We start from the raw sequence: 20,586 nt of genomic DNA, 5'->3' as shown, positions 1-20,586 counted from the left end.
TATGAAAATCATCATACTGGGTGCAGGACAAGTTGGCGGCTCTTTAGCTGAAAACCTTGTTGGAGAGAAAAACGAAATCACCGTGATTGATTCCGATCAAGAACGATTGCGTTTGTTACAAGACCGGCTTGATTTGCAAGGCGTTCATGGAATGGGCTCTCACCCAGATGTATTGCGAAAAGCAGGTGCAGAAGACGCAGACATGTTAATTGCAGTAACCAACAGCGATGAAAGTAACATGCTAGCCTGCCAAGTTGCTTATAGCTTATTTAAAACACCAACTAAGATTGCACGTGTTCGTTCAGAACAATACATTATTTATCAATCACAATTGTATAAACAGCAAGATATTCCAGTAGATCATATCATTGCTCCAGAGCAATTAGTTACCCAAGCGATAAAGCGACTTATTGATTATCCAGGCGCATTGCAAGTTGTTGAATTCGCAGACGGAAAAGCCAGCCTCGTTGCCGTTAAAGCCTATTATGGAGGCCTTTTAGTAGGTCATGCATTGTCTGCACTAAAAGAGCATATGCCCAACGTAGAAACTCGAGTCGCAGCTATATATCGTCGAGGAAAACCAATTAGACCACTCGGTTCAACGGTTATTGAAGCCGATGACGAAGTGTTTTTTATAGCTGCAACTAAGCACATACGTGCAGTGATGAGCGAGCTACAAAAGCTTGAAGGCAGTTACAAGCGCATAATGATTGCCGGCGGAGGGTTAATTGGCGCAGGCCTCGCTAAAAAGTTGGAGCACAAACACAACGTAAAGCTCATCGAATTTCACCCAGATAGAGCCGAATATTTATCGAAACATTTAGACAAAACCATAGTATTTAGTGGCGATGCATCAGATGCTGAATTACTCGCAGAAGAAAACGTAGAAAATGTTGATGCCTTTATTGCGGTAACAAACGACGACGAAGCAAATATCATGTCGGCGATGTTAGCCAAGCGAATGGGTGCGCAAAAAGCCATGGTGTTAATTCAACGCAGCGCCTATGTTGACCTTGTCCAAGGAGGCGAAATAGACATTGCATTTTCTCCTCAACAAGCCACCATTTCAGCATTACTTACCCATATTCGCAGGGGTGATATAGTTAATGTGTACTCACTTCGGAGAGGCGCAGCGGAAGCTATCGAAGCCATTGCTCACGGCGATGAAAACACCTCAAAAGTGGTAGGCCGTCAAATAAAAGATATAAAAATGCCGCCAGGTACAACCATTGGCGCAATAGTCAGAGAAGATAACGTAATTATTGCTCATGGCGATACTGAAATAGAAGCCAACGACCACGTTATATTATTTTTGGTAGACAAAAAATACATAGGCCATGTTGAAAAACTGTTTCAACCTAGCGCATTCTTCTTTGGCTAACAACAAGGTTATTAGTACTAATCCCGCCAAAATGTGGGCGAAAAGAGCACTAATAGAGAGAACACTTCCAAACGGCCAAATAACATGGCAAGTACAAGTAACCACTTAGCGGAATCTGAAACAGACGAATAGGTGGATGCAACCTCTCCCAACCCAGGCCCTAAATTATTCAACATCGCCGCGGTGGCTGTAAATGAGGTAATGTTATCCAGTCCCGTAGCAATTAGACCAATCATAATAATTACAAATACAATCGCATAAGCGGAAAAGAACCCCCATATTGCCTCAACAACACGACTTGGAACAGCCCTATCACCTAACTTTACAGCATAAACCGCTTTCGGGTGTACAAGTCTGTCTACTTCTCTTTTTCCTTGTAAATAAAGTAGAACTATTCGAATAACCTTCAGTCCGCCCCCGGTCGACCCTGCACAACCGCCAATAAAGCTTGAAAAGATAAGGAGAATAGGCAGAAATAAAGGCCATGACGCAAAATCTGTAGTAGCAAAACCAGCGGTAGTACTAATTGAAACTGCTTGTACCATTGCTTGATCTAAGCCTTGCTCTGCGGAAGTGTAGTAACCACTTAACACCAAGGTAAAAAAACAAACTAAGATCAAAACTACTTGAAGAAAAAAGAAAGCCTTAAATTCGGGATCATATTTATAGCCCTTCAAGGTCTTATTATTTACCGCAGAATAATGCAATGCAAAATTCAATGCTGCGATCCAAAGAAACACAACACAAACTATATTCACCACTGGCGAGTCAAAGTATCCCAAACTCGCATCGTGAGTAGAGAAGCCACCAATCGCAATTGTAGAAAAAGCATGGCAAATGGCATCGAAGAATGTCATTCCAGCTAGCCAATACGCAAACGAACATGCAATGGTGAGCGATAAATAAATATACCAAAGGTGTTTTGCTGTATCGGCAATACGAGGTGTCATCTTAGAGTCTTTCACAGGCCCTGGCGTTTCTGCTCGATACAATTGCATGCCCCCTACCCCCAAGATAGGTAATATCGCCACAGCCAACACAATAATTCCCATACCACCGAGCCATTGAAGCTGCTGACGATAGAACTGTACTGCATGAGGCAAAAAGTCGATACCTTCAATAACAGTGGCACCGGTTGTCGTTAAACCGGAAAACGATTCAAAGATTGCGTCAGTTATACTCATTTCAGGTTGATCGAGCAGCATAAACGGGATCGCCCCAAAGCTCGCCAGCACTGTCCAAAAAAGTACAACGATAAGAAACCCTTCTTTCGCTCTCAAATCAGATTTCATATCTCGGTTGGGGTACCAGAAAGCGAGCCCTGTGAATAAACAAAGTACAAACGCCATTACAAACGGTAAGCCGCCGCCATCTTGATAAATTAACGACACAATTGCAGGGGGAATCATTGTTACACTAAACAGTGCAACCAGTAGCCCTAAAATACGAATTATTGCTCTATATTGCATAACTTTCTATTTTTACTCTTATGCTGTTATTAGGTCAGATGGCGTTTCAGAGAACAACCTTTTTTTGCTTATAAAAAAATAAACACTTTTTTTCTAAAATTGTGCTTTTTTATTATTAACAAAAGTATCACGCGCTAAAAAATTTATGCTAATCTTTATTCAATTAAAATGTTACTTAAGATCTTTACAGTCGTTTTATTCACATTCATAAAAAAGTAAAGTTTAAGACAACTCACCTCAAAAACATCATAACGCATTGATTTTAATATAATTTTTAATTTAATTTTAGAAGTTATTTATTTTTTTATATTTTTCCCTGTTTTTCACACAGACTTATCCACAGGGCAGCCTCTTTCTTTCATTTGAATTATAGGTATCTTGTGGCATCCTGACAGTCATATAACCGATTAAGTACTACAATAATGCCACAAGACAATACGTCCCCCTTCATCTTAGTAGATGGTTCTTCTTATTTATTTAGAGCATTCCACGGATTACCTCCTCTAACCAACTCAAAAGGTAAAGATACAGGGGCAATTTATGGCGTAGTCAATATGCTAAAAAGCTTAATAAAGGAATATGACCCTTCACATATTGCGGTCATATTTGATGCTAAAGGAAAAACCTTCCGCAACGATCTCTATTCCGAATATAAAGCCAACCGTCCTCCAATGCCCGAAGAGCTAAGAGAGCAAATAGCGCCGTTACACGAAATAGTAAAAGCCATGGGGCTTCCTCTTCTTGTGGTTCCAAATGTAGAAGCCGATGACGTTATTGGTACACTAGCACGTCAAGCATCTGAGCAAGGTAGAGCTTGCCTCATCAGTACTGGCGATAAAGATATGGCGCAGCTAGTCAATGAGCACGTTACCCTAATCAACACTATGAATAACCAAGTTACCGATATCGATGGTGTGTTTGAGAAATTTGGCGTCCATGCGGAACATATCATTGATTTCCTCGCCCTTAAGGGAGACAAAGTAGACAACATCCCAGGTGTTCCGGGAGTCGGTGACAAGAGTGCGCAAGCAATGCTAAACGGTGTTGGCGGCATAAATGACATTTATAATAATTTAGATAAATTAGCGGATTTGGGATTTCGTGGTTCAAAAACTATCGCGAAAAAAATGGCAGAATACGAAGAACAAGCTCGTTTATCTTACACTCTTGCTACAATAGATACTCATGTAGAACTAGAACATACTCCTGACAGCCTTCTCGCTACCCCGGAAAATACAGATAAGCTGATTGAACTCTACACAGAGTATGAATTTAAACGCTGGTTAACGGACGCACATAGTGAATCATCACCCAAAAGCGCCCTAACGTCCAATGACGAGACAATTGAAAACGAAAGTGCAGAGGTAGAATCAGCAATTTCTAGAGAAAACTATGAAACTGTTTTCACAGAATCAGACTTATTCCGCTGGATAGAAAAAATTAAAACAGCGCCGCTTGTTGCAGTAGATACTGAAACAACAAGCCTAAACTACATGGAAGCAGAAATTGTGGGCTTTTCATTTTGCGTCACAGAAGGTGAAGCCTGCTATGTTCCTGTAGGTCACAAACAGGAAGGAGCTCAACCTCAATTAGATAAAACTTGGGTACTCGAACAATTAAAGCCTCTTTTAGAAAGCGAAGAAATCAAAAAAGTAGGCCAGCACATAAAATACGATAAAAACGTACTTGCTAATGAAGGTATAACCTTAAAGGGCGTTCAATTTGACACCATGTTAGAAAGCTACGTTTACAATAGTACAGCAAGCCGCCACAACATGGATGCCCTAGCCCTTGCTTACCTAGATCATAAAACCATCAGCTATGAAGAAATTGCTGGAAAAGGCGCAAAGCAATTAACTTTCGACCTTATTGATATCGACATTGCTGCACCGTACGCAGCTGAAGACGCCGACATTACCTTTAGATTGCATCAAGTGCTTAACAATAAATTGGAAAAAGAAAGCGAACTTAGTGATGTCCTAACTCAAATAGAAGTACCTTTAAGTGATGTCCTATCTAAAATGGAACAGTGTGGCGTAAAAATCGATAGTCAACTGCTTGCGCAACAGAGCCAAGATTTAGCCGTACGTATAAAAGAGTTAGAAACTGATGTTCACGAAACCGCCGGAGAAGTCTTTAACTTAAGCTCTACAAAGCAATTACAACACATTTTATTTGAAAAGCTGTCTCTTCCAATCATTAAAAAAACCCCAAAAGGTGCACCATCCACCTCTGAAGAAGTATTACAAGAGCTAGCACTAGACTATGAAATTCCCAGAAAATTAATGGAATACCGCAGTCTCACAAAACTGAAGTCGACATACACAGACAAATTACCCAAGATGATTAATCACAGAACAGGTCGTGTACATACCTCTTACCATCAAGCCGTTACAGCTACAGGGCGATTATCTTCTTCCGATCCTAATTTACAAAACATTCCTATTCGCACAGAAGAAGGAAAACGAGTTCGCCAAGCGTTTATACCAGAATCCGGATATGTGTTCGTCGCTGCCGATTACTCTCAAATTGAACTTAGAATAATGGCTCATTTGTCTAAAGATAAAGGGCTTTTGAATGCGTTTAACAAGGGATTAGACGTACATAGGGCAACCGCAGCAGAAGTATTCGGGACTACCCCAGAAAATGTTACTGACAACCAAAGGCGCAGTGCTAAGGCCATTAACTTTGGTTTGATTTACGGCATGTCTGCATTTGGGTTGTCAAAGCAACTCAATATTTCAAGAGCTGATGCCCAAGCTTATATGGATGTTTATTTTGAACGCTACCCCGGCGTTTTAGATTACATGGAGAGTACGAGAGCTCTTGTAAAGGAACAAGGCTATGTCGAAACGGTATTTGGTAGACGATTATATTTACCCGATATAAAAGCAAGTAATGGAGCTCGACGTAAAGGTGCTGAGCGTGCCGCTATCAATGCGCCAATGCAAGGTACTGCAGCTGATATCATTAAGAGAGCAATGATAGAAGTTGAAAAATGGCGCGTTAAAGAAGCGCCAGACGTGAAAATGACTATGCAAGTCCATGATGAATTAGTTTTTGAAATCAAAGAATGTGATGTAGATAAAGTCGTCGCTAAGATTAAAACAATCATGGAAAATGCATCTCAACTCTCTGTACCATTAGAAGTCGAAGTGGGCACAGGATTAAACTGGGAAGAAGCACATTAAAAACAAATGAATTACATAAATTCAACACCTTATTAAATTTTTTAATTTATTTGGGAACAAAATAGACCTTCGAAGGGTCTCTATTAGTGTTAAATATGTGTTTCTCTAAGTGTATTTTGCCCAGCCATTGCGCTGGGTTTTTTTTGCCTTTTAAAAAGAGCCTCTTAAATAAAAATTAAATAAATTTTCACTTCTGTGGGAACAAATCACGCCTTTGCAAGGTCTCTATTAACGTTATATATGTGTTTTCTCTAAGTGTGTTTACCCAGCCATTGAGCTGGGTTTTTTTTGTCTTTTAAAAAGAATGTCTTAAATAAAAATTAAATAAATTTTCATTTCTGCGGGAACAAATAATGCCTTTGTAAGGTCTCTATTAATGTTATATGTGTGTTTTCTCTAAGTGTGTTTACCCGGCCATTGAGCCGGGTTTTTTATGTCTTTTAAAAAGAATGTCTTAAATAAAAATTAAATAAATTTTCATTTCTGCAGGAACAAATAGTGCCTTTGTAAGGTCTCTATTAATGTTATATGTGTGTTTTCTCTAAGTGTGTTTACCCGGCCATTGAGCCGGGTTTTTTATGCCTTTTTAGAAGGTATATTCAACCATTCGTTCAACGTATTTTCTAAATCAGGCAAACCGATACCTGATAGCGAAGAGAAGGTGTGAACTCTAACATCACCACAAAACGCCAGCGAGGCTTCTCTAGCCATTAATAACTGTGCCTTTCTCTTCCCTGATTTCAATTTATCAGCTTTCGTCAGCAATGCTAAAACAGGAATATTGGCATTTACTGCCCAATAAATTAATTCTTGGTCTAAATCTTTTAACGGATGACGAATATCCATCAGTACAACAACACCTTTAAGACATTTTCGTACATTCAAATATTCCCCTAATGCTTTTTGCCATTTAAGCTTCATTTCTATCGGCACTTTGGCAAAGCCGTATCCAGGTAAATCAATAAGCCTGCGCTCTTCGTCCAGCGTAAAAACATTAATCATTTGTGTTCTACCTGGTGTTTTACTGGTTCTCGCCAACTGCTTTTGCCTGACTAGTTTGTTCAAAGCACTTGATTTACCTGCATTTGATCGACCAACAAAAGCTACCTCATACCCAGAATCTCCCTCTAAATGTTGGATATTTGGCGCGCTCATGGAAAAATTAGCTTTACTAAAGTAGCTCATTGTCTTGTTTAATTGCTCAATTGCGTTATTTTTGTCTATTGTAAACGCAATTCAATGAATTTACCGCTATAAAAGCTCTTCTCGTATTATGGAGTGGAAATGTAAGGTATTAAATTGCAAAAAAGTATGAATTCGTTCGCGTTTTTCCGATAAATTTATTTGCAGTAGAGAAAGTTATGAAAGCCTCTTCTTTTTTAGTATTAACAACATTGTTTACGTTTGGCGTTCATCATTCTGTAAGCGCTCAAAATCAATCTACTGAAAATGAAATTGCTGCAGGTAAAGCAAAATCAGTAGTTTGTGCTGCCTGTCATTCAGTTGATGGAAATAGCCAAATACCATCAAATCCTAAGCTCGCAGGGCAGCACAAGACTTATCTTGTGAAACAATTAAACGAATATAAACTTGCAATCCAAACTGGTGAAAAAGAGGGCCGTAGCAGTCCCATAATGGGCGGAATGGCATCGTTTTTAACAGATGAAGATGTACAAAATGTTGCTTCTTATTTTAGTAGTCAAACACCTACAGAATCAAAGCAAAAAACACCAACAAACTTAAAAGCACAAACTCTTTTTAATTCTGGGGATATAAACAGAAAAATTCCTGCTTGTGTTTCTTGCCATGGTCCTAAAGGAAATGGTTCAAACCTCTCTGGGTTTCCCGACATATCTGGCCAGCATGCGCAATATACCCTATCTCAGTTAAAAGCATTCAGGTCAGGAACCCGGCTTAATGACAAGAATGGAATGATGCAAAGTATAGCTGCAAAACTTACAGATGAAGACATAGAGGTATTGGCAAACTATATTTCAAGTTTAGATTAGCCAGCTTGAAATGTTAAAAATTTGTATCTCCCCTTGTCTTCAACTTTTTTTGGTGTATGCTATTTCATCAATTAGATGAAATTAGTTAATTTCACTTAATAAATACGGGACTAAATATAAAGTGTCAGGATGACCTAAAACAATAATGCTCTGTAAATAAAAACAAAAGTGGGGCTATGCTATGGAAGCACTAACACAATGATGTGTATATCGGGAGAAGTGTCTAACGACGCGGAACATGAGGTGATGACGGTTGTCATCACCTTTTTTTATTTTTAATTAAGCCTACTTCCACTACCAATCAACTTATTTTCAATAAGCTTCTGTCGCCAAGCTAATGTATAATTAAACGATAATGTACGGTTAAGAGTTAAACATGCCTAGAAAAAAGAAGTCCAGGAAAGTTGGTAGTATTGGTGTTTCAAAATCATCGGACTTTACGCGCAAAGAAAAAAACGTAAAGAAGCCAAGTAAGGGTCGTCCTGCCGGCAATAGACAAGCTGTTGCACAAAGCACGACTAGATCTAGTGGCGGTAGTAAGAATACTGACCCCAGACACGGAAGCAAAAAGTTAATTCCTCTACAAGTCACCCACGTTAAAAAAGTAGTGTATGCCAAACCAAGTGATGAACTGGCCGCTATTGAAGCAGATTCACGACTTATCGCTTTATTGGATAAACAAGAAAAAGGGCAACGTCTTCGGGTAGATCAAAAAGACTACATAGAAAGCAAGCTAAGCCGTCACGCTATTTTGTGCGAAATGCTAGGTATTGATGTGTCTGAGGACGAAGACAATGTTGATATCGATCCGTTAGATAAACTCGATGCTATTTCCATGAGTGATTTTGACGACGAGAGCAAATAATACATGTTGCTAGTATTACTTATCATTGGTTGTCTCATCGTCGCTGGGTTAGCTTTTTACGCTGGACGACTTTTATTATTATTGTCAAAGCAAAATCAACAGCGGCAACAAGCCCTTGATGATCGCATAGATAATCTATTAGAAAGTATTGTTACTATTTCTAAAGCCATGCTTCAACAACAATGCGAATTATCTGAAGGTGCAATTCGGATTTGTAACTTGTTGCAAGCACTGCCCTTAAACCCTTCACCTGACTATTCAAGCAAGTTTCCTGCAATATTTACCTTATTCAGTGCTATTAGCGGTTTTGCCACATTAGAGGCCAGACGTGCATTAGACAAGCGTTCTAGAATGCTAGAAGATAGACAAAGACAGGAAATAGAGTCTCAGCATGAAACCCTAGTTTTAAACGAATTAGAATCAATTATACAATTTTGCACAGAGATTAACGGTTAAACTACACTCTGAAGCCACGAGCCGCTATAATAACCGCCTTTTGAGCGAATCGGGCAGCAGGTCCATGCAAAAATTTGATACTAAAACGTTTCAAGGCTTGATCCTTGCGTTACAAGATTTTTGGGCACAACAAGGTTGTGTCATTATTCAACCACTTGATATGGAAGTGGGCGCGGGAACATTCCATCCAATGACATTTTTACGTTCACTGGGCCCGGAGCCAATGAACAGTGCTTATGTTCAGCCATGTCGCAGACCAACAGATGGTAGGTATGGCGAAAACCCCAATCGCTTACAACATTATTACCAATTTCAGGTCATGTTAAAACCTTCTCCTGATGACATACAAGAGCGTTACCTTGATTCTCTTCGCATGCTTGGTTTTGATCCCGAAGAAAACGATATTCGTTTCGTCGAAGACAACTGGGAGTCCCCTACTCTTGGTGCCTGGGGACTTGGTTGGGAAGTCTGGTTGAACGGAATGGAAGTCACCCAGTTTACTTACTTCCAACAAGTAGGCGGTATCGAATGTAAGCCTGTTACAGGTGAAATCACCTATGGTCTTGAACGATTGGCCATGTACATTCAAGGCGTTGATAGTATCTATGATTTAGTCTGGGCTCATACTCCACAAGGCGTAGTTACTTACGGTGATGTTTTCCATCAAAACGAAGTAGAGCAATCTACTTACAACTTTGAATATGCTGATGTGAAAACCTTATTCACTCAATTTGATGAATGTGAAAAAGCCAGTCAGTTATTAATTGAAAAGAGCTTGCCACTGCCAGCATACGAACAAGTAATGAAGGCATCTCATGCATTTAATTTGCTTGACGCACGTCATGCAATTTCTGTAACCGAACGCCAACGGTTCATTTTGCGTGTTCGCACACTAGCTAAGGCGTGTGCGCAAAGTTACTTTGAAGCGCGAGAGGCGCTTGGCTTTCCATTGTGTAGTAAGGATAAATAATGTCTCACAACGATGCTTTATTAATTGAAATTGGTACTGAAGAATTACCACCAAAAATTTTAAAATCCTTGGGCGAACAATTCGCCAACAACATTCACAATGCGTTAATTGAAGCCAACTATGCGCCTGAGTCTTTTGAATGGTTTGCTAGCCCCCGTAGGCTTGCGATATTAGTTTCAAGTGTTTCAAGCGAACAACCTGACGTAGAAGTTGAAAAGCGCGGCCCTGCCGTTAGCGCTGCATTCGATTCAGAAGGCAATCCCACAAAAGCTGCATTAGGTTGGGCAAAAGGCAACGGTATTGATATTGCCGACGCGCAACGATTAGTAACCGATAAAGGCGAGTGGTTATTACATAAAGCGACGGTTAAAGGTCAACATATCTCATCGGCCATTGGTGAAATGGTGACTCAAGCGTTGAAGAAATTGCCCATTCCTAAGCCTATGCGCTGGGGTAACAATGACTATCAATTTATTCGCCCTATCCATACGTTAACTATTCTATATGGAAGCGACATATTAAAGGCGGAAGTATTAGGTATTTCGTCAAACAACTTGCTCCGAGGGCATCGTTTTCATGGGAATAAAACCTTTACATTAACTCATGCGAAAGAATACGAAAACACACTTATCAACCACTATGTAGTTGGTTCGTTTTCTCGTAGAGTGGATACCATTAAATCTACATTAGATTTAATGGCTGACTCAATGAACCTTAAAGCTGATTACTCAGTTTCGCTACTAGAAGAAATTGCGTCTTTAGTAGAATGGCCAAAAGTACTGCAAGCTAAATTTGAAGAACGCTTTTTAAGTGTTCCTAAAGAAGCGCTTATTTACACAATGAAAGATGATCAAAAGTACGTACCCCTGCTAAATAGCGACGGGTCACTGAGTCATCATTTTTTGTTTGTTTCCAATATAGACAGTAAAAAACCAGAGCTTGTTGTAGAAGGTAATGAAAAAGTTATCCGCCCTAGACTTGCCGACGCAGAGTTTTTCTTTGAAACCGATAAAAAGCGTTCTTTATATTCAAGAGTTGAAGACTTAGGCACAGTTGTTTTTCAAAAGAAATTGGGCACACTTAAAGACAAAGTCACTCGTATATCAAACACCGCTGAACGTATTGCCTCGCTAATAGGAAGTGATTCTTCGCTAGCAGCTCGTGCAGGTTTACTCAGTAAATCTGACTTGATGACCGAAATGGTAATGGAATTCACCGAGGTGCAAGGTGTAATGGGTCGTTATTATGCAGCCCATGACAACGAACCTGAAGAAGTATCACTGGCCATTGAAGAACAATATTTACCTAAGTTTTCTGGCGATGTATTGCCACAATCAACGACAGGTATGTGTGTATCTCTAGCTGATAAACTAGATACCCTTGTCGGTATTTTTGGTATAGAGCAAAAACCTAAAGGTGACAAAGACCCATTTGCACTTCGTCGCGCAGCCATAGGTATTTTGCGTATTATATCTGAGTCTGGTTTAGACTTGGATTTACAACAACTTATCAGCACTGCAGCACTTCAGTATCCGGAAGGAGTATTGGTCGATAACGGGGACGAAGTGATTGATTTCGTTCTTAGTCGTTTTTCTTCGCTACTTCAAGAGAAAGGATACGGTTCAGATGTCATTCAAGCGGTATCGATTCGCCGCCCTACTAAACCAGATGATTTTGTAGCTCGTGTCGCAGCCGTAGAAGCATTTAAACAACTTCCTGAAGCTGAAGCATTATCTGCTGCAAATAAGCGCGTAGCGAATATTTTAGCTAAACAAAAGGTTGCTTCAGATGATATAGCCGTTGATGCTGAATTATTTGAGTCTGAATATGAGTCTAATTTGTATCGAAAAATAACTGAACTGAGTGGACTAGACATTCAAGATCATAGCACTGCGTTGTCAAATCTTGCGTCTTTACGTTCCCCCATTGATGCGTTTTTCGACAACGTTATGGTAATGGCAGAAAACGAAGAGATTAAACGCAATAGGCTTGCTTTGTTAAACCAACTGCGTAGCTTGTTTTTACGTACTGCTGACATTTCCGTTTTAGCCAAATGAAAAACTGTCAGCGCTCAATTAAACGAATTAGCACTAGTGTATTAATTGCGCTGACATTCATTTTAGCCGGTTGTACTACGCAACCTAGTGGTTATGTTATTCCTGACCCTTATAAAGCGTCTCTCGATGAGCAGGCGCTTTATTTAAGGGGAACATTTAATTGGTGGGGAGTACAAGAGTCTTTTCGCTTTGTAAGTAACGGCACTAACTCCTGGTCAGCAAGAGTTTATTTAGAAGCAGATGGGCGTACTGAAGATTTTAAGATATCCGATCCCAATTGGTCTCCACTTCAAACTTGTGGAGGGCTAGATAAGAAGGTCGTTATGGTCGAGAAAATCGCTGTAAAATTATTCTGCAATATTCAAAGCCAAAACTTTCAGTTTACCCCTCACAAAAACGGTAATTATGAATTCCGTTTAGCGAAACAAAGCGGTAGTTATACTCTTTCTATTAATCGACTTTAATTTCTTAAACTTTTTTTTCTTCCACTGTTCCTTTCTTCTTTACCTATCTATTTAAACCTTATTCTTAGATTTGTGATTATAGTATTAAGCGTTTTTCATCGTTGTTTTTTTACAAAGAGTTCTGTTGAGGCATCCATATTTCATGTATTACTCTGTGTTTTTTCATTAATCAAAAACACTATTTTTAGATGACTGCGGCAATTCAATTTATCCGGTCTTTATCAATAAAAAAGGGCTTATCCTTTCAGATAAGCCCTTTTAACAAACTCTAAATTGAAATATTAAATACTATATATCTAAGTTTTCTACGTTGAGCGCATTCTCTTCGATGAACGCCCTTCTCGGTTCAACTTGGTCACCCATAAGCGTTGTAAACAATTGGTCACAAGCTATCGCATCTTCAATAGTTACTTGAAGCATACGTCTGCTTTCAGGATCCATAGTCGTTTCCCAAAGTTGCTCAGGGTTCATTTCACCTAGACCTTTATAGCGCTGTATATATTGACCACGTTTAGCTTCAGCCATTAACCATTTAAGCGCCTCTTCAAAGCTTTCAATTGGTAAGGTTCTTTCACCACGTTTGATATAAGCAGTTTCGTCCATCATTCCAGCAATGGTGTTGCCAAGCTCTTTAATCTTGACGTATTCATTTGAACAAACAAAGGTTTGGTCAATAGTATAATGATAGTCAATGCCGTGCATACGCATAGTCACTTTTACAGACAAGGTTTCTTTTTCAGCCTCTTTAATCACTTCAAAGCTATAAGTTGCGCCTTCTGTTTCTACATCTGCTAGTTTCTTAACTAAAGACTCACCGAACGACGTTAAAACTACTTCATCAGTTAAACTAGCTTCGTCCAATTTCGCTTCATAAATCAATGATGTAAGTAAAGACTTTGGCATATGTCTGTGCATACGCGATATCATTTTCTCAACAGCTTGATATTGATTTACAAGCGACTCCAATGCCACTCCAGATATAGCTGGTGCGTCTTCGCTTGTGTATAAAGATGCGTTATCAACAGCAATTGTTGTTAGGTGCATATTCAATGCATCATCATCTTTTAGATATTGCTCTTGTTTGCCCTTTTTAATTTTATATAGAGGTGGTTGTGCGATATAAATGTAACCACGCTCTAGAATTTCAGGCATTTGTCTGTAGAAGAAAGTAAGTAATAAAGTACGAATGTGAGACCCATCAACATCAGCATCAGTCATGATTATAATGCTATGGTAACGCAGTTTTTCAGGGTTATATTCGTCTCTACCAATACCACAACCTAAAGCGGTAATTAACGTTGCGACTTCTTGAGAAGACAACATTTTATCGAAACGGGCTTTTTCTACGTTTAGAATTTTACCTTTCAAGGGCAAGATAGCTTGGTTTTTTCTATTACGTCCTTGTTTCGCTGAACCTCCTGCAGAATCACCCTCCACTATGTAGAGTTCACTGTGTGCTGGGTCTTTCTCTTGGCAATCAGCCAATTTACCAGGTAAGCCTGCTAAATCTAATGCTCCTTTTCTTCTTGTCATTTCACGAGCTTTACGAGCTGCTTCACGTGCTCTTGCCGCGTCAATTATTTTGCCAGCAATTGTTTTTGCATCACCAGGGCTTTCTAATAAAAATTCATTTAATTTTTCGCCCATAGTCGTTTCTACTGCAGCTTTAACTTCAGAGGAAACTAGCTTATCTTTCGTTTGTGATGAGAATTTTGGATCTGGAACTTTAACAGATACAACTGCAGTTAAACCTTCCCTTGCATCATCTCCACTCGCATTTGTCTTCGCTTTTTTATTTAAACCTTCCTTTTCCATATAAGAATTTAAGGTTCTGGTAAGCGCTGATCTGAATCCAGCTAGGTGAGTACCACCGTCCCTTTGAGGAATATTGTTGGTAAAGGTAAAGATATTTTCGTTAAAACTGTCGTTCCATTGCATTGCAACTTCAACAGAAATTCCATCTTCTCTAGTACTTGTAAAATGAAATATTTTCTGATGAACCGGCGTTTTGTTTTTATTTAGATATTCTACGAAAGCTTGAATACCACCATCATATTTGAAGTGGTCGTTACGCCCGTCTCTTTCATCTTTCAAGTTAATTGAAATGCCAGAATTAAGGAATGAAAGCTCTCTTAATCGCTTAGCTAAAATGTCGTAATGGAACTCAATATTAGTGAATGTTTCTTCACTTGGCCAAAACCTTACACCAGTACCTGTAGTTTCAGTTTCACCGGTTACGGCTAGAGGCTCTTGTGGTACACCGTGCTGATATTCCTGCTCATGGACTTTACCTTCACGTTCAATGCGTAACTTAAGCTTAGACGATAGCGCGTTTACAACTGATACACCTACACCGTGTAAACCACCAGAAACTTTATAAGAGTTATCATCAAACTTACCCCCAGCGTGAAGTACTGTCATGATTACTTCCGCAGCAGACACACCTTCTTCGCTATGAACAGCGGTAGGGATTCCTCGCCCATTATCAGAAACCGACACAGAATTATCACTATGAATGGTAACGAATATATCTGAGCAATAACCGGCAAGTGCTTCGTCTATTGAGTTATCTACCACTTCAAATACCATGTGATGTAATCCTGAACCATCATCGGTATCACCAATGTACATTCCAGGACGCTTCCTTACTGCATCGAGTCCTTTTAAAACTTTAATACTTGAAGAATCGTAGTTATTCTCTTCTGCCATGTTTTACTCCTCTTTCACGCTACCATGTTCCACGTGAAACATTTTCTTATTGTCATATTTGTTTGTAAATTTAAGCTGCTCTTTATCAATAGCCGTTACCAACACCTGAGCATTAGTTTTCACGAGTTCATCTAAAAATAACTCGCGTCTGCTTTCATCTAATTCAGCGCCTAAATCGTCTAGCAAAAATATACTCGTACTGCCCGTTTTAGCATTAAACGCTTTTGTTTGTGCTAATAACAACCCAGCAACAATCATTCGTAATTGACCACGAGATAGAACTTCCGATGCATCTCTCCCCGCAATCTTAAATTTGATATCTGCTTTATGGGGCCCAACAGACGTAATCCCCATATGCCGATCACTCGAAAATCTTGCTTGCATCGCATCTACAAGAGATTCGTTTTCTTTCCACCCTTTATTATACTCTAGTTCAACTTGAAACTCTGATAAAAATTTAGCCTGTATTTCAGAAAAAATGGGTTTAAATTCTTCGATATAGTTTTTGCGCATTACAGATAAGTCTGATGATAAATCGCAGAACTTCTGGTCCCAAATAGACACTTGCTTCAAATCTAAGTTTCGATTTTTCAACAACGCATTTCTTTGCTTTAATACTGTTTTAAAATTTCTAATCAATTGACTATAAGAATGTTCCACGTGAAACACTCCCCAATCAAGAAATCTACGTCTATCTTTTGGTGACCCCAATATCAAGTCAGTGCTCTGAGGGGTGAAGAGCTGAACAGGAAAAAGGCTAACCAACTCAGTTAGGCGCTTACCTCTCTCACCATCTATTTGGCATAGAAACTCTTTGGTACGACTCCGAGACAGACCTACCTTAAAATATTCAAAAGAACTAGAGGCAGCTGTTGGTTTGGCAATTGCGAACAACGAAAAGGAATCAGTATCATGTTGGATACAACTGCTCAACTTGTTAGTTCTAAACGAACGCCCAAAGCCAAGCAGATAAACAGATTCAATTACTGAGGACTTTCCACTGCCATTCTTACCAAGGAAAATATTTAAATTAGCAGATAGTTCTAAAGAATTTTTGGGGGAGTTTCTAAAATTAGTGGTATCGATACGTTCTATAATCATAAAAAGCGCAATGCACCCCTAAAGGCGCATTGGCATAATAACGTATAACGCAGCGTCATCTTCAGCATCTTCAATTAATGCACTGGCATTAGCATCAGAAAGGCTGATTTTAACAGTGTTAGATTTAAGAGAATTAAGTACATCAATTAAATAAGCGACATTAAATCCAATCTCAAGATCTCCGCCCTCATAATCGATATCAACAATTTCTTCCGCTTCCTCTTGCTCCGGGTTATTAGCTGTTATTTTCAATTCACCTGAAGAAAGATTTAATCGAACACCTCTGAACTTTTCGTTAGATAATATAGCTGCACGAGAAAATGCTTCTTTCAAAATATCCTTACTCGCCACAATAACTTTATCGCCTTCTTTTGGAAGTACACGACGATAATCGGGGAAGCGACCATCTACTAATTTGCTAGTAAAAATAAAGTCAGCTGAAAAAACCCTAAGATGATTAGCACCCATCTGAATTTTTACCAACTTATCGCTAGTTTCGATAAGGCGAGAAATTTCCATAACACCTTTGCGAGGTACGATAACCTGACGTTCAGGCAACTGATTTGCGTCGTAACTCTTGCGACACAAAGCAAGCCTATGACCATCAGTAGCAACAGTACGAATAAGGCCCTGTTCTGTTTCAAGAGACATGCCATTAAGATAATAACGCACATCCTGCTGAGCCATAGAAAAGTGAGTACTGTCTATCAAACGTTTAAAATCATCACACGAAATTTCAAACTCAGTTTCGCCTTCCCAGTCTTCTAAATTTGGATAGTCATCAGCAGACAAGGTGGAAAGAACATAACGCCCTCTTCCCGCCTTTAAAACTGCCTTAGAACCGTCTACTGAAAAAGAAATTTGGCTTCCATCAGATAATCCACGACAAATATCCAACAACTTTTTCGCAGGAACAGTTATCTCTCCATCGACATGCTCTTCTTCTAATTTAGCACTAGAAATAAGCTCAACTTCTAAATCTGTACCTGTAAACCATAGTGAACCTTCACTAACTTTTAACAACACGTTAGATAATATAGGTAAAGTATGGCGTCTTTCTACGGCGCCAGAAACCAACTGAAGTGGCTGTACAAAAGCTTCACGACTAATTGTAAATTTCATTTTCTCAAGTACTCTCTCATAAAAGACTTAACTAAGAAGATAAGGTGCGTATTAGGTTTTTATAATCTTCTTTTATATCATGACTTTCTTCCCTTAGCTGCTCTATTTTTCGGCAAGCGTGAAGAACAGTCGTATGATCCCTTCCACCAAATTGATTACCTAGTTCTGGTAAACTATGGTTTGTTAACTCTTTGGAAAGTGCCATAGCCATTTGTCTAGGACGAGCAACACTTCGTGTTCGTCTTTTAGACATAATATCTGCTACTTTTATTTGATAATAATCTGCCACTGTTTTTTGTATATTACCAACAGTAACTAACTTCTCTTGTAACGCAAGTAAATCCCGTAGTGCTTCGCGAACAAAATCGATGGTAATAGGCTGGCCAGTAAAATTCGCATTTGCGATAACTCGATTGAGCGCCCCTTCAAGTTCACGCACATTTGATCTCAAACGCTTTGCTATAAAAAACGCTACTTCATTCGGAAGATGAACTCTGCTATCCATAGCTTTACGCATAAGTATAGCTACACGAGTTTCTAACTCAGGCGGTTCAATAGCTATAGTTAACCCCCAACCGAAACGAGACTTAAGCCTATCTTCAACACCATCAATCTCTTTAGGGTATCTATCAGAGGTTAATATGATTTGCTGGTTACCTTCTAAAAGCGCATTAAAGGTATGAAAGAACTCCTCTTGAGAGCGATCTTTTTTCGCAAAAAATTGAATATCATCAATAAACAAGGCATCTACTGAACGATAAAAACGCTTAAAGTCTTCAATCGCATTATTCTGTAAAGCCTTAACCATATCCTGGACAAAACGCTCACTGTGCATATAAACAATACGCGCATCCGGTTTATTAGCAATAATGCCGTTGCCAACTGCGTGCAACAAATGGGTTTTACCTAAACCAGTCCCGCCGTATAAAAATAAGGGATTATATGAACCACCGGGATTATCAGAAACTTGAGTAGCAGCTGCTCTAGCTAGCTGATTTGATTTACCTTCGACAAAATTATCGAAAGTATAGCTAGTGTTGATGTTACTTTTATGCGCAATGCCTTCTGGCAGAGGAATTACAGCTCCTTGAGGAACCCTGTTTTGTAAGTTAGCTTTTTTAACCGCAGTATCAGGTTGAGGTTTTGCCCTATTAGGCGTCTGCATGGACTGTTCAGGCACTTTCACCTGTGAAGTAGGAGCTGAATAATTATTAGCTACTGCACTAGAGACTTGAGAAACAACCGGTGCCCTACGCTGAATAATATCAAACTTTACAAGAGGGACATCATTGTCCTCATGACAAACCCTAGAAATCGTTTCACTGATCAAATCTCTGTATTTATCTCTCACCCAGTCCAATACAAACCGATTAGGCGCTAACAAAACCAATTCATTTGAAGACTCTTCAGACTTGAGAGGTCTTATCCACATATTATATTGTTGATTGGGCAGTTCTTGTTTTAATAAATCTAAGCACGACTGCCAAAGGGACATATCCGTGTACTCCAAAATTACTTAGTAAAAAGCTTTGAAAACGCTGATGTGCGAAAATTAGGCTAAGGAAAAATCAGCTAAAAATAAAATCTCTCGATGAAACCTAAATTTCCATAAAAAAAAAGGAAAAAACGTAAAATAGCGTTTAAAATAAAATTATCTGTGGAAATTATGAAGGTAATTAAACATTAAGTAAACCGCATATTCCAATAAACACCAAAATACGCCCTAATCAACTGATAAATAAACAATAATTTAAAAACAAAGACTATTTTAAAATCACTCAAATTGTAGTTAAAAACTTCAAAAAATAAGTTGATTTATAAATTTTTGATGTTAATTAAATAAAAAATGTGGATAAACTACTATTAAACATAGTATTACTAACAATCATCACTCGCGACTAATCGTATTAATAATAATCTATTGACACCCAAACCTAATTTCTATAGTATTCAGCGTCCATTTTTTACCACCTAATTAACTTAACCGTTTAATGGTGACAAACCTTTAATTGTGAGATATTGGAAATGAAAAGAACATTTCAGCCAAGTAATTTAAAACGTAAACGTTCTCACGGTTTTCGCGCTCGTATGGCCACCAAAAATGGTCGTAAAATACTTGCAGCTCGCCGTGCTAAAGGACGTGCTACTCTGTCAGCATAATTGATGACAGATTCCCTAAGTGGGGAAAATAGATTTTCCAGGGAGTTAAGACTTTTAACTCCCAGCCACTTCTCCAATGTATTTGAAAAAGCCATTCCTTGTGGTTCACAATACCTTACCCTATTAGCAAGAAATAATGACCACGACCATCCAAGGTTAGGAATTACTATTGCAAAAAAACGTGTAAAAAAAGCAGTTCAACGTAACCGCTTAAAACGCATAATAAGAGAAAGTTTTAGACTCCACTCAAACTCAATGCCCAATATAGATATAATAGTAATGGCCAAGAGCGGATGTGATACTCTTAGTAACGAAGAATTACACTCTCTAGTAAAAAAGTCTTGGAATAGGTTGAATAAAAAGTGCTTACGCGCAAATCAATCAAACGATTAATCGTTTTACCCATTGTTTTTTTAATACATGTCTATAGATATACACTCTCACCCCTTTTAGGGCCAAAATGTCGTTTTCACCCAAGTTGTTCTGAATACGCTATAAAAGCACTAAAAGTACACGGATTTACAAAAGGCAGTTGGTTATCTATCCAACGCATACTAAAATGCCACCCTTTGCATCCAGGCGGATATGATCCTGTACCTGGACGTGTAAATGATAAACCTGATAAATAAGTG

17 protein-coding genes are annotated in these 20,586 nt (G+C 38.9%); 11 read left to right on the top strand and 6 right to left on the bottom strand.

The window, feature by feature from the left end:
- The first annotated feature begins 1 nt into the window (after window position 1).
- Window positions 2-1,381, top strand: a complete 1,380-nt coding sequence (trkA, locus tag J3L16_RS14045) for a Trk system potassium transporter TrkA (protein ID WP_207613626.1) — start codon at window positions 2-4, stop codon at window positions 1,379-1,381.
- A 17-nt stretch (window positions 1,382-1,398) separates the two neighbouring features.
- Here trkA and J3L16_RS14040 read toward each other — a convergent pair whose 3' ends face one another.
- On the bottom strand, window positions 1,399-2,850 hold the full coding sequence (locus J3L16_RS14040) for a TrkH family potassium uptake protein (protein WP_207613625.1): 1,452 nt from the start codon (window positions 2,848-2,850) through the stop codon (window positions 1,399-1,401).
- A 422-nt stretch (window positions 2,851-3,272) separates the two neighbouring features.
- On the opposite strand from J3L16_RS14040, the gene polA reads away from it, so the two are divergent.
- Window positions 3,273-6,041 (top strand): DNA polymerase I, encoded by a 2,769-nt coding sequence (gene polA / locus J3L16_RS14035; protein WP_207613624.1) that lies wholly within the window; start codon window positions 3,273-3,275, stop codon window positions 6,039-6,041.
- A gap of 576 nt (window positions 6,042-6,617) precedes the next feature.
- Here polA and yihA read toward each other — a convergent pair.
- Complete coding sequence (gene yihA, locus J3L16_RS14030) at window positions 6,618-7,226, bottom strand: ribosome biogenesis GTP-binding protein YihA/YsxC (RefSeq protein ID WP_207613623.1); 609 nt, start codon at window positions 7,224-7,226, stop codon at window positions 6,618-6,620.
- A gap of 176 nt (window positions 7,227-7,402) precedes the next feature.
- On the opposite strand from yihA, the gene J3L16_RS14025 reads away from it, so the two are divergent.
- From J3L16_RS14025 to J3L16_RS14000, 6 genes are all read left to right on the top strand, one after another.
- Window positions 7,403-8,050 carry a cytochrome c gene (locus tag J3L16_RS14025; protein WP_207613622.1) on the top strand — a complete coding sequence of 216 codons (648 nt, stop codon included), beginning with the start codon at window positions 7,403-7,405 and terminating at the stop codon, window positions 8,048-8,050.
- A 376-nt stretch (window positions 8,051-8,426) separates the two neighbouring features.
- On the top strand, window positions 8,427-8,915 hold the full coding sequence (gene yihI / locus J3L16_RS14020) for a Der GTPase-activating protein YihI (RefSeq protein WP_207613621.1): 489 nt from the start codon (window positions 8,427-8,429) through the stop codon (window positions 8,913-8,915).
- Window positions 8,916-8,918: 3 nt separating this feature from the next.
- Entirely contained in the window at window positions 8,919-9,371 is a 453-nt protein-coding gene (locus tag J3L16_RS14015) for a DUF2489 domain-containing protein (protein WP_207613620.1), read from the top strand.
- A 64-nt stretch (window positions 9,372-9,435) separates the two neighbouring features.
- The gene (glyQ, locus tag J3L16_RS14010; RefSeq protein ID WP_207613619.1) at window positions 9,436-10,341 is read left to right on the top strand and encodes a glycine--tRNA ligase subunit alpha; all 906 of its coding nucleotides are present in this window, start codon (window positions 9,436-9,438) and stop codon (window positions 10,339-10,341) included.
- Window positions 10,341-12,398: a glycine--tRNA ligase subunit beta gene (gene glyS, locus J3L16_RS14005; protein ID WP_207613618.1), complete on the top strand. Its 2,058-nt coding sequence runs from the start codon at window positions 10,341-10,343 to the stop codon at window positions 12,396-12,398. Before glyQ ends, glyS begins: the two co-directional genes overlap by 1 nt.
- On the top strand, window positions 12,395-12,862 hold the full coding sequence (locus J3L16_RS14000) for a hypothetical protein (RefSeq protein ID WP_207613617.1): 468 nt from the start codon (window positions 12,395-12,397) through the stop codon (window positions 12,860-12,862). The genes glyS and J3L16_RS14000 overlap by 4 nt, the downstream gene beginning before the upstream one ends.
- 288 nt (window positions 12,863-13,150) lie before the next feature.
- On the opposite strand, the gene gyrB is transcribed toward J3L16_RS14000, so the two are convergent.
- The 4 genes from gyrB to dnaA are packed head-to-tail and all read right to left on the bottom strand — an operon-like array spanning window position 13,151 to window position 19,289.
- The gene (gyrB, locus tag J3L16_RS13995; RefSeq protein ID WP_207613616.1) at window positions 13,151-15,571 is read right to left on the bottom strand and encodes a DNA topoisomerase (ATP-hydrolyzing) subunit B; all 2,421 of its coding nucleotides are present in this window, start codon (window positions 15,569-15,571) and stop codon (window positions 13,151-13,153) included.
- Between the two features lie 3 nt (window positions 15,572-15,574).
- On the bottom strand, window positions 15,575-16,672 hold the full coding sequence (gene recF / locus J3L16_RS13990; RefSeq protein WP_207613615.1) for a DNA replication/repair protein RecF: 1,098 nt from the start codon (window positions 16,670-16,672) through the stop codon (window positions 15,575-15,577).
- A gap of 18 nt (window positions 16,673-16,690) precedes the next feature.
- Complete coding sequence (gene dnaN, locus J3L16_RS13985; RefSeq protein WP_207613614.1) at window positions 16,691-17,794, bottom strand: DNA polymerase III subunit beta; 1,104 nt, start codon at window positions 17,792-17,794, stop codon at window positions 16,691-16,693.
- A gap of 31 nt (window positions 17,795-17,825) precedes the next feature.
- Window positions 17,826-19,289: a chromosomal replication initiator protein DnaA gene (gene dnaA / locus J3L16_RS13980; RefSeq protein WP_207613613.1), complete on the bottom strand. Its 1,464-nt coding sequence runs from the start codon at window positions 19,287-19,289 to the stop codon at window positions 17,826-17,828.
- 530 nt (window positions 19,290-19,819) lie between these two features.
- Between dnaA and rpmH the strand changes: the two genes are divergently transcribed.
- The 3 genes from rpmH to yidD are packed head-to-tail and all read left to right on the top strand — an operon-like array spanning window position 19,820 to window position 20,583.
- Entirely contained in the window at window positions 19,820-19,954 is a 135-nt protein-coding gene (gene rpmH / locus J3L16_RS13975) for a 50S ribosomal protein L34 (RefSeq protein WP_207613612.1), read from the top strand.
- Window positions 19,955-19,957: 3 nt separating this feature from the next.
- Window positions 19,958-20,347, top strand: coding sequence for a ribonuclease P protein component (gene rnpA, locus J3L16_RS13970; protein ID WP_207613611.1), 390 nt, complete (start codon window positions 19,958-19,960; stop codon window positions 20,345-20,347).
- On the top strand, window positions 20,335-20,583 hold the full coding sequence (gene yidD / locus J3L16_RS13965; protein WP_207613645.1) for a membrane protein insertion efficiency factor YidD: 249 nt from the start codon (window positions 20,335-20,337) through the stop codon (window positions 20,581-20,583). Before rnpA ends, yidD begins: the two co-directional genes overlap by 13 nt.
- The last annotated feature ends 3 nt before the right edge of the window (window positions 20,584-20,586 follow it).

Origin of the sequence: Alteromonas sp. 5E99-2 (assembly GCF_017368475.1) — a bacterium.
In the GTDB taxonomy this organism is placed as follows: domain Bacteria; phylum Pseudomonadota; class Gammaproteobacteria; order Enterobacterales; family Alteromonadaceae; genus Alteromonas_F.
Note: the sequence above shows the minus strand (reverse complement) of the source record. Positions and strands in the feature narration are given on the sequence as shown.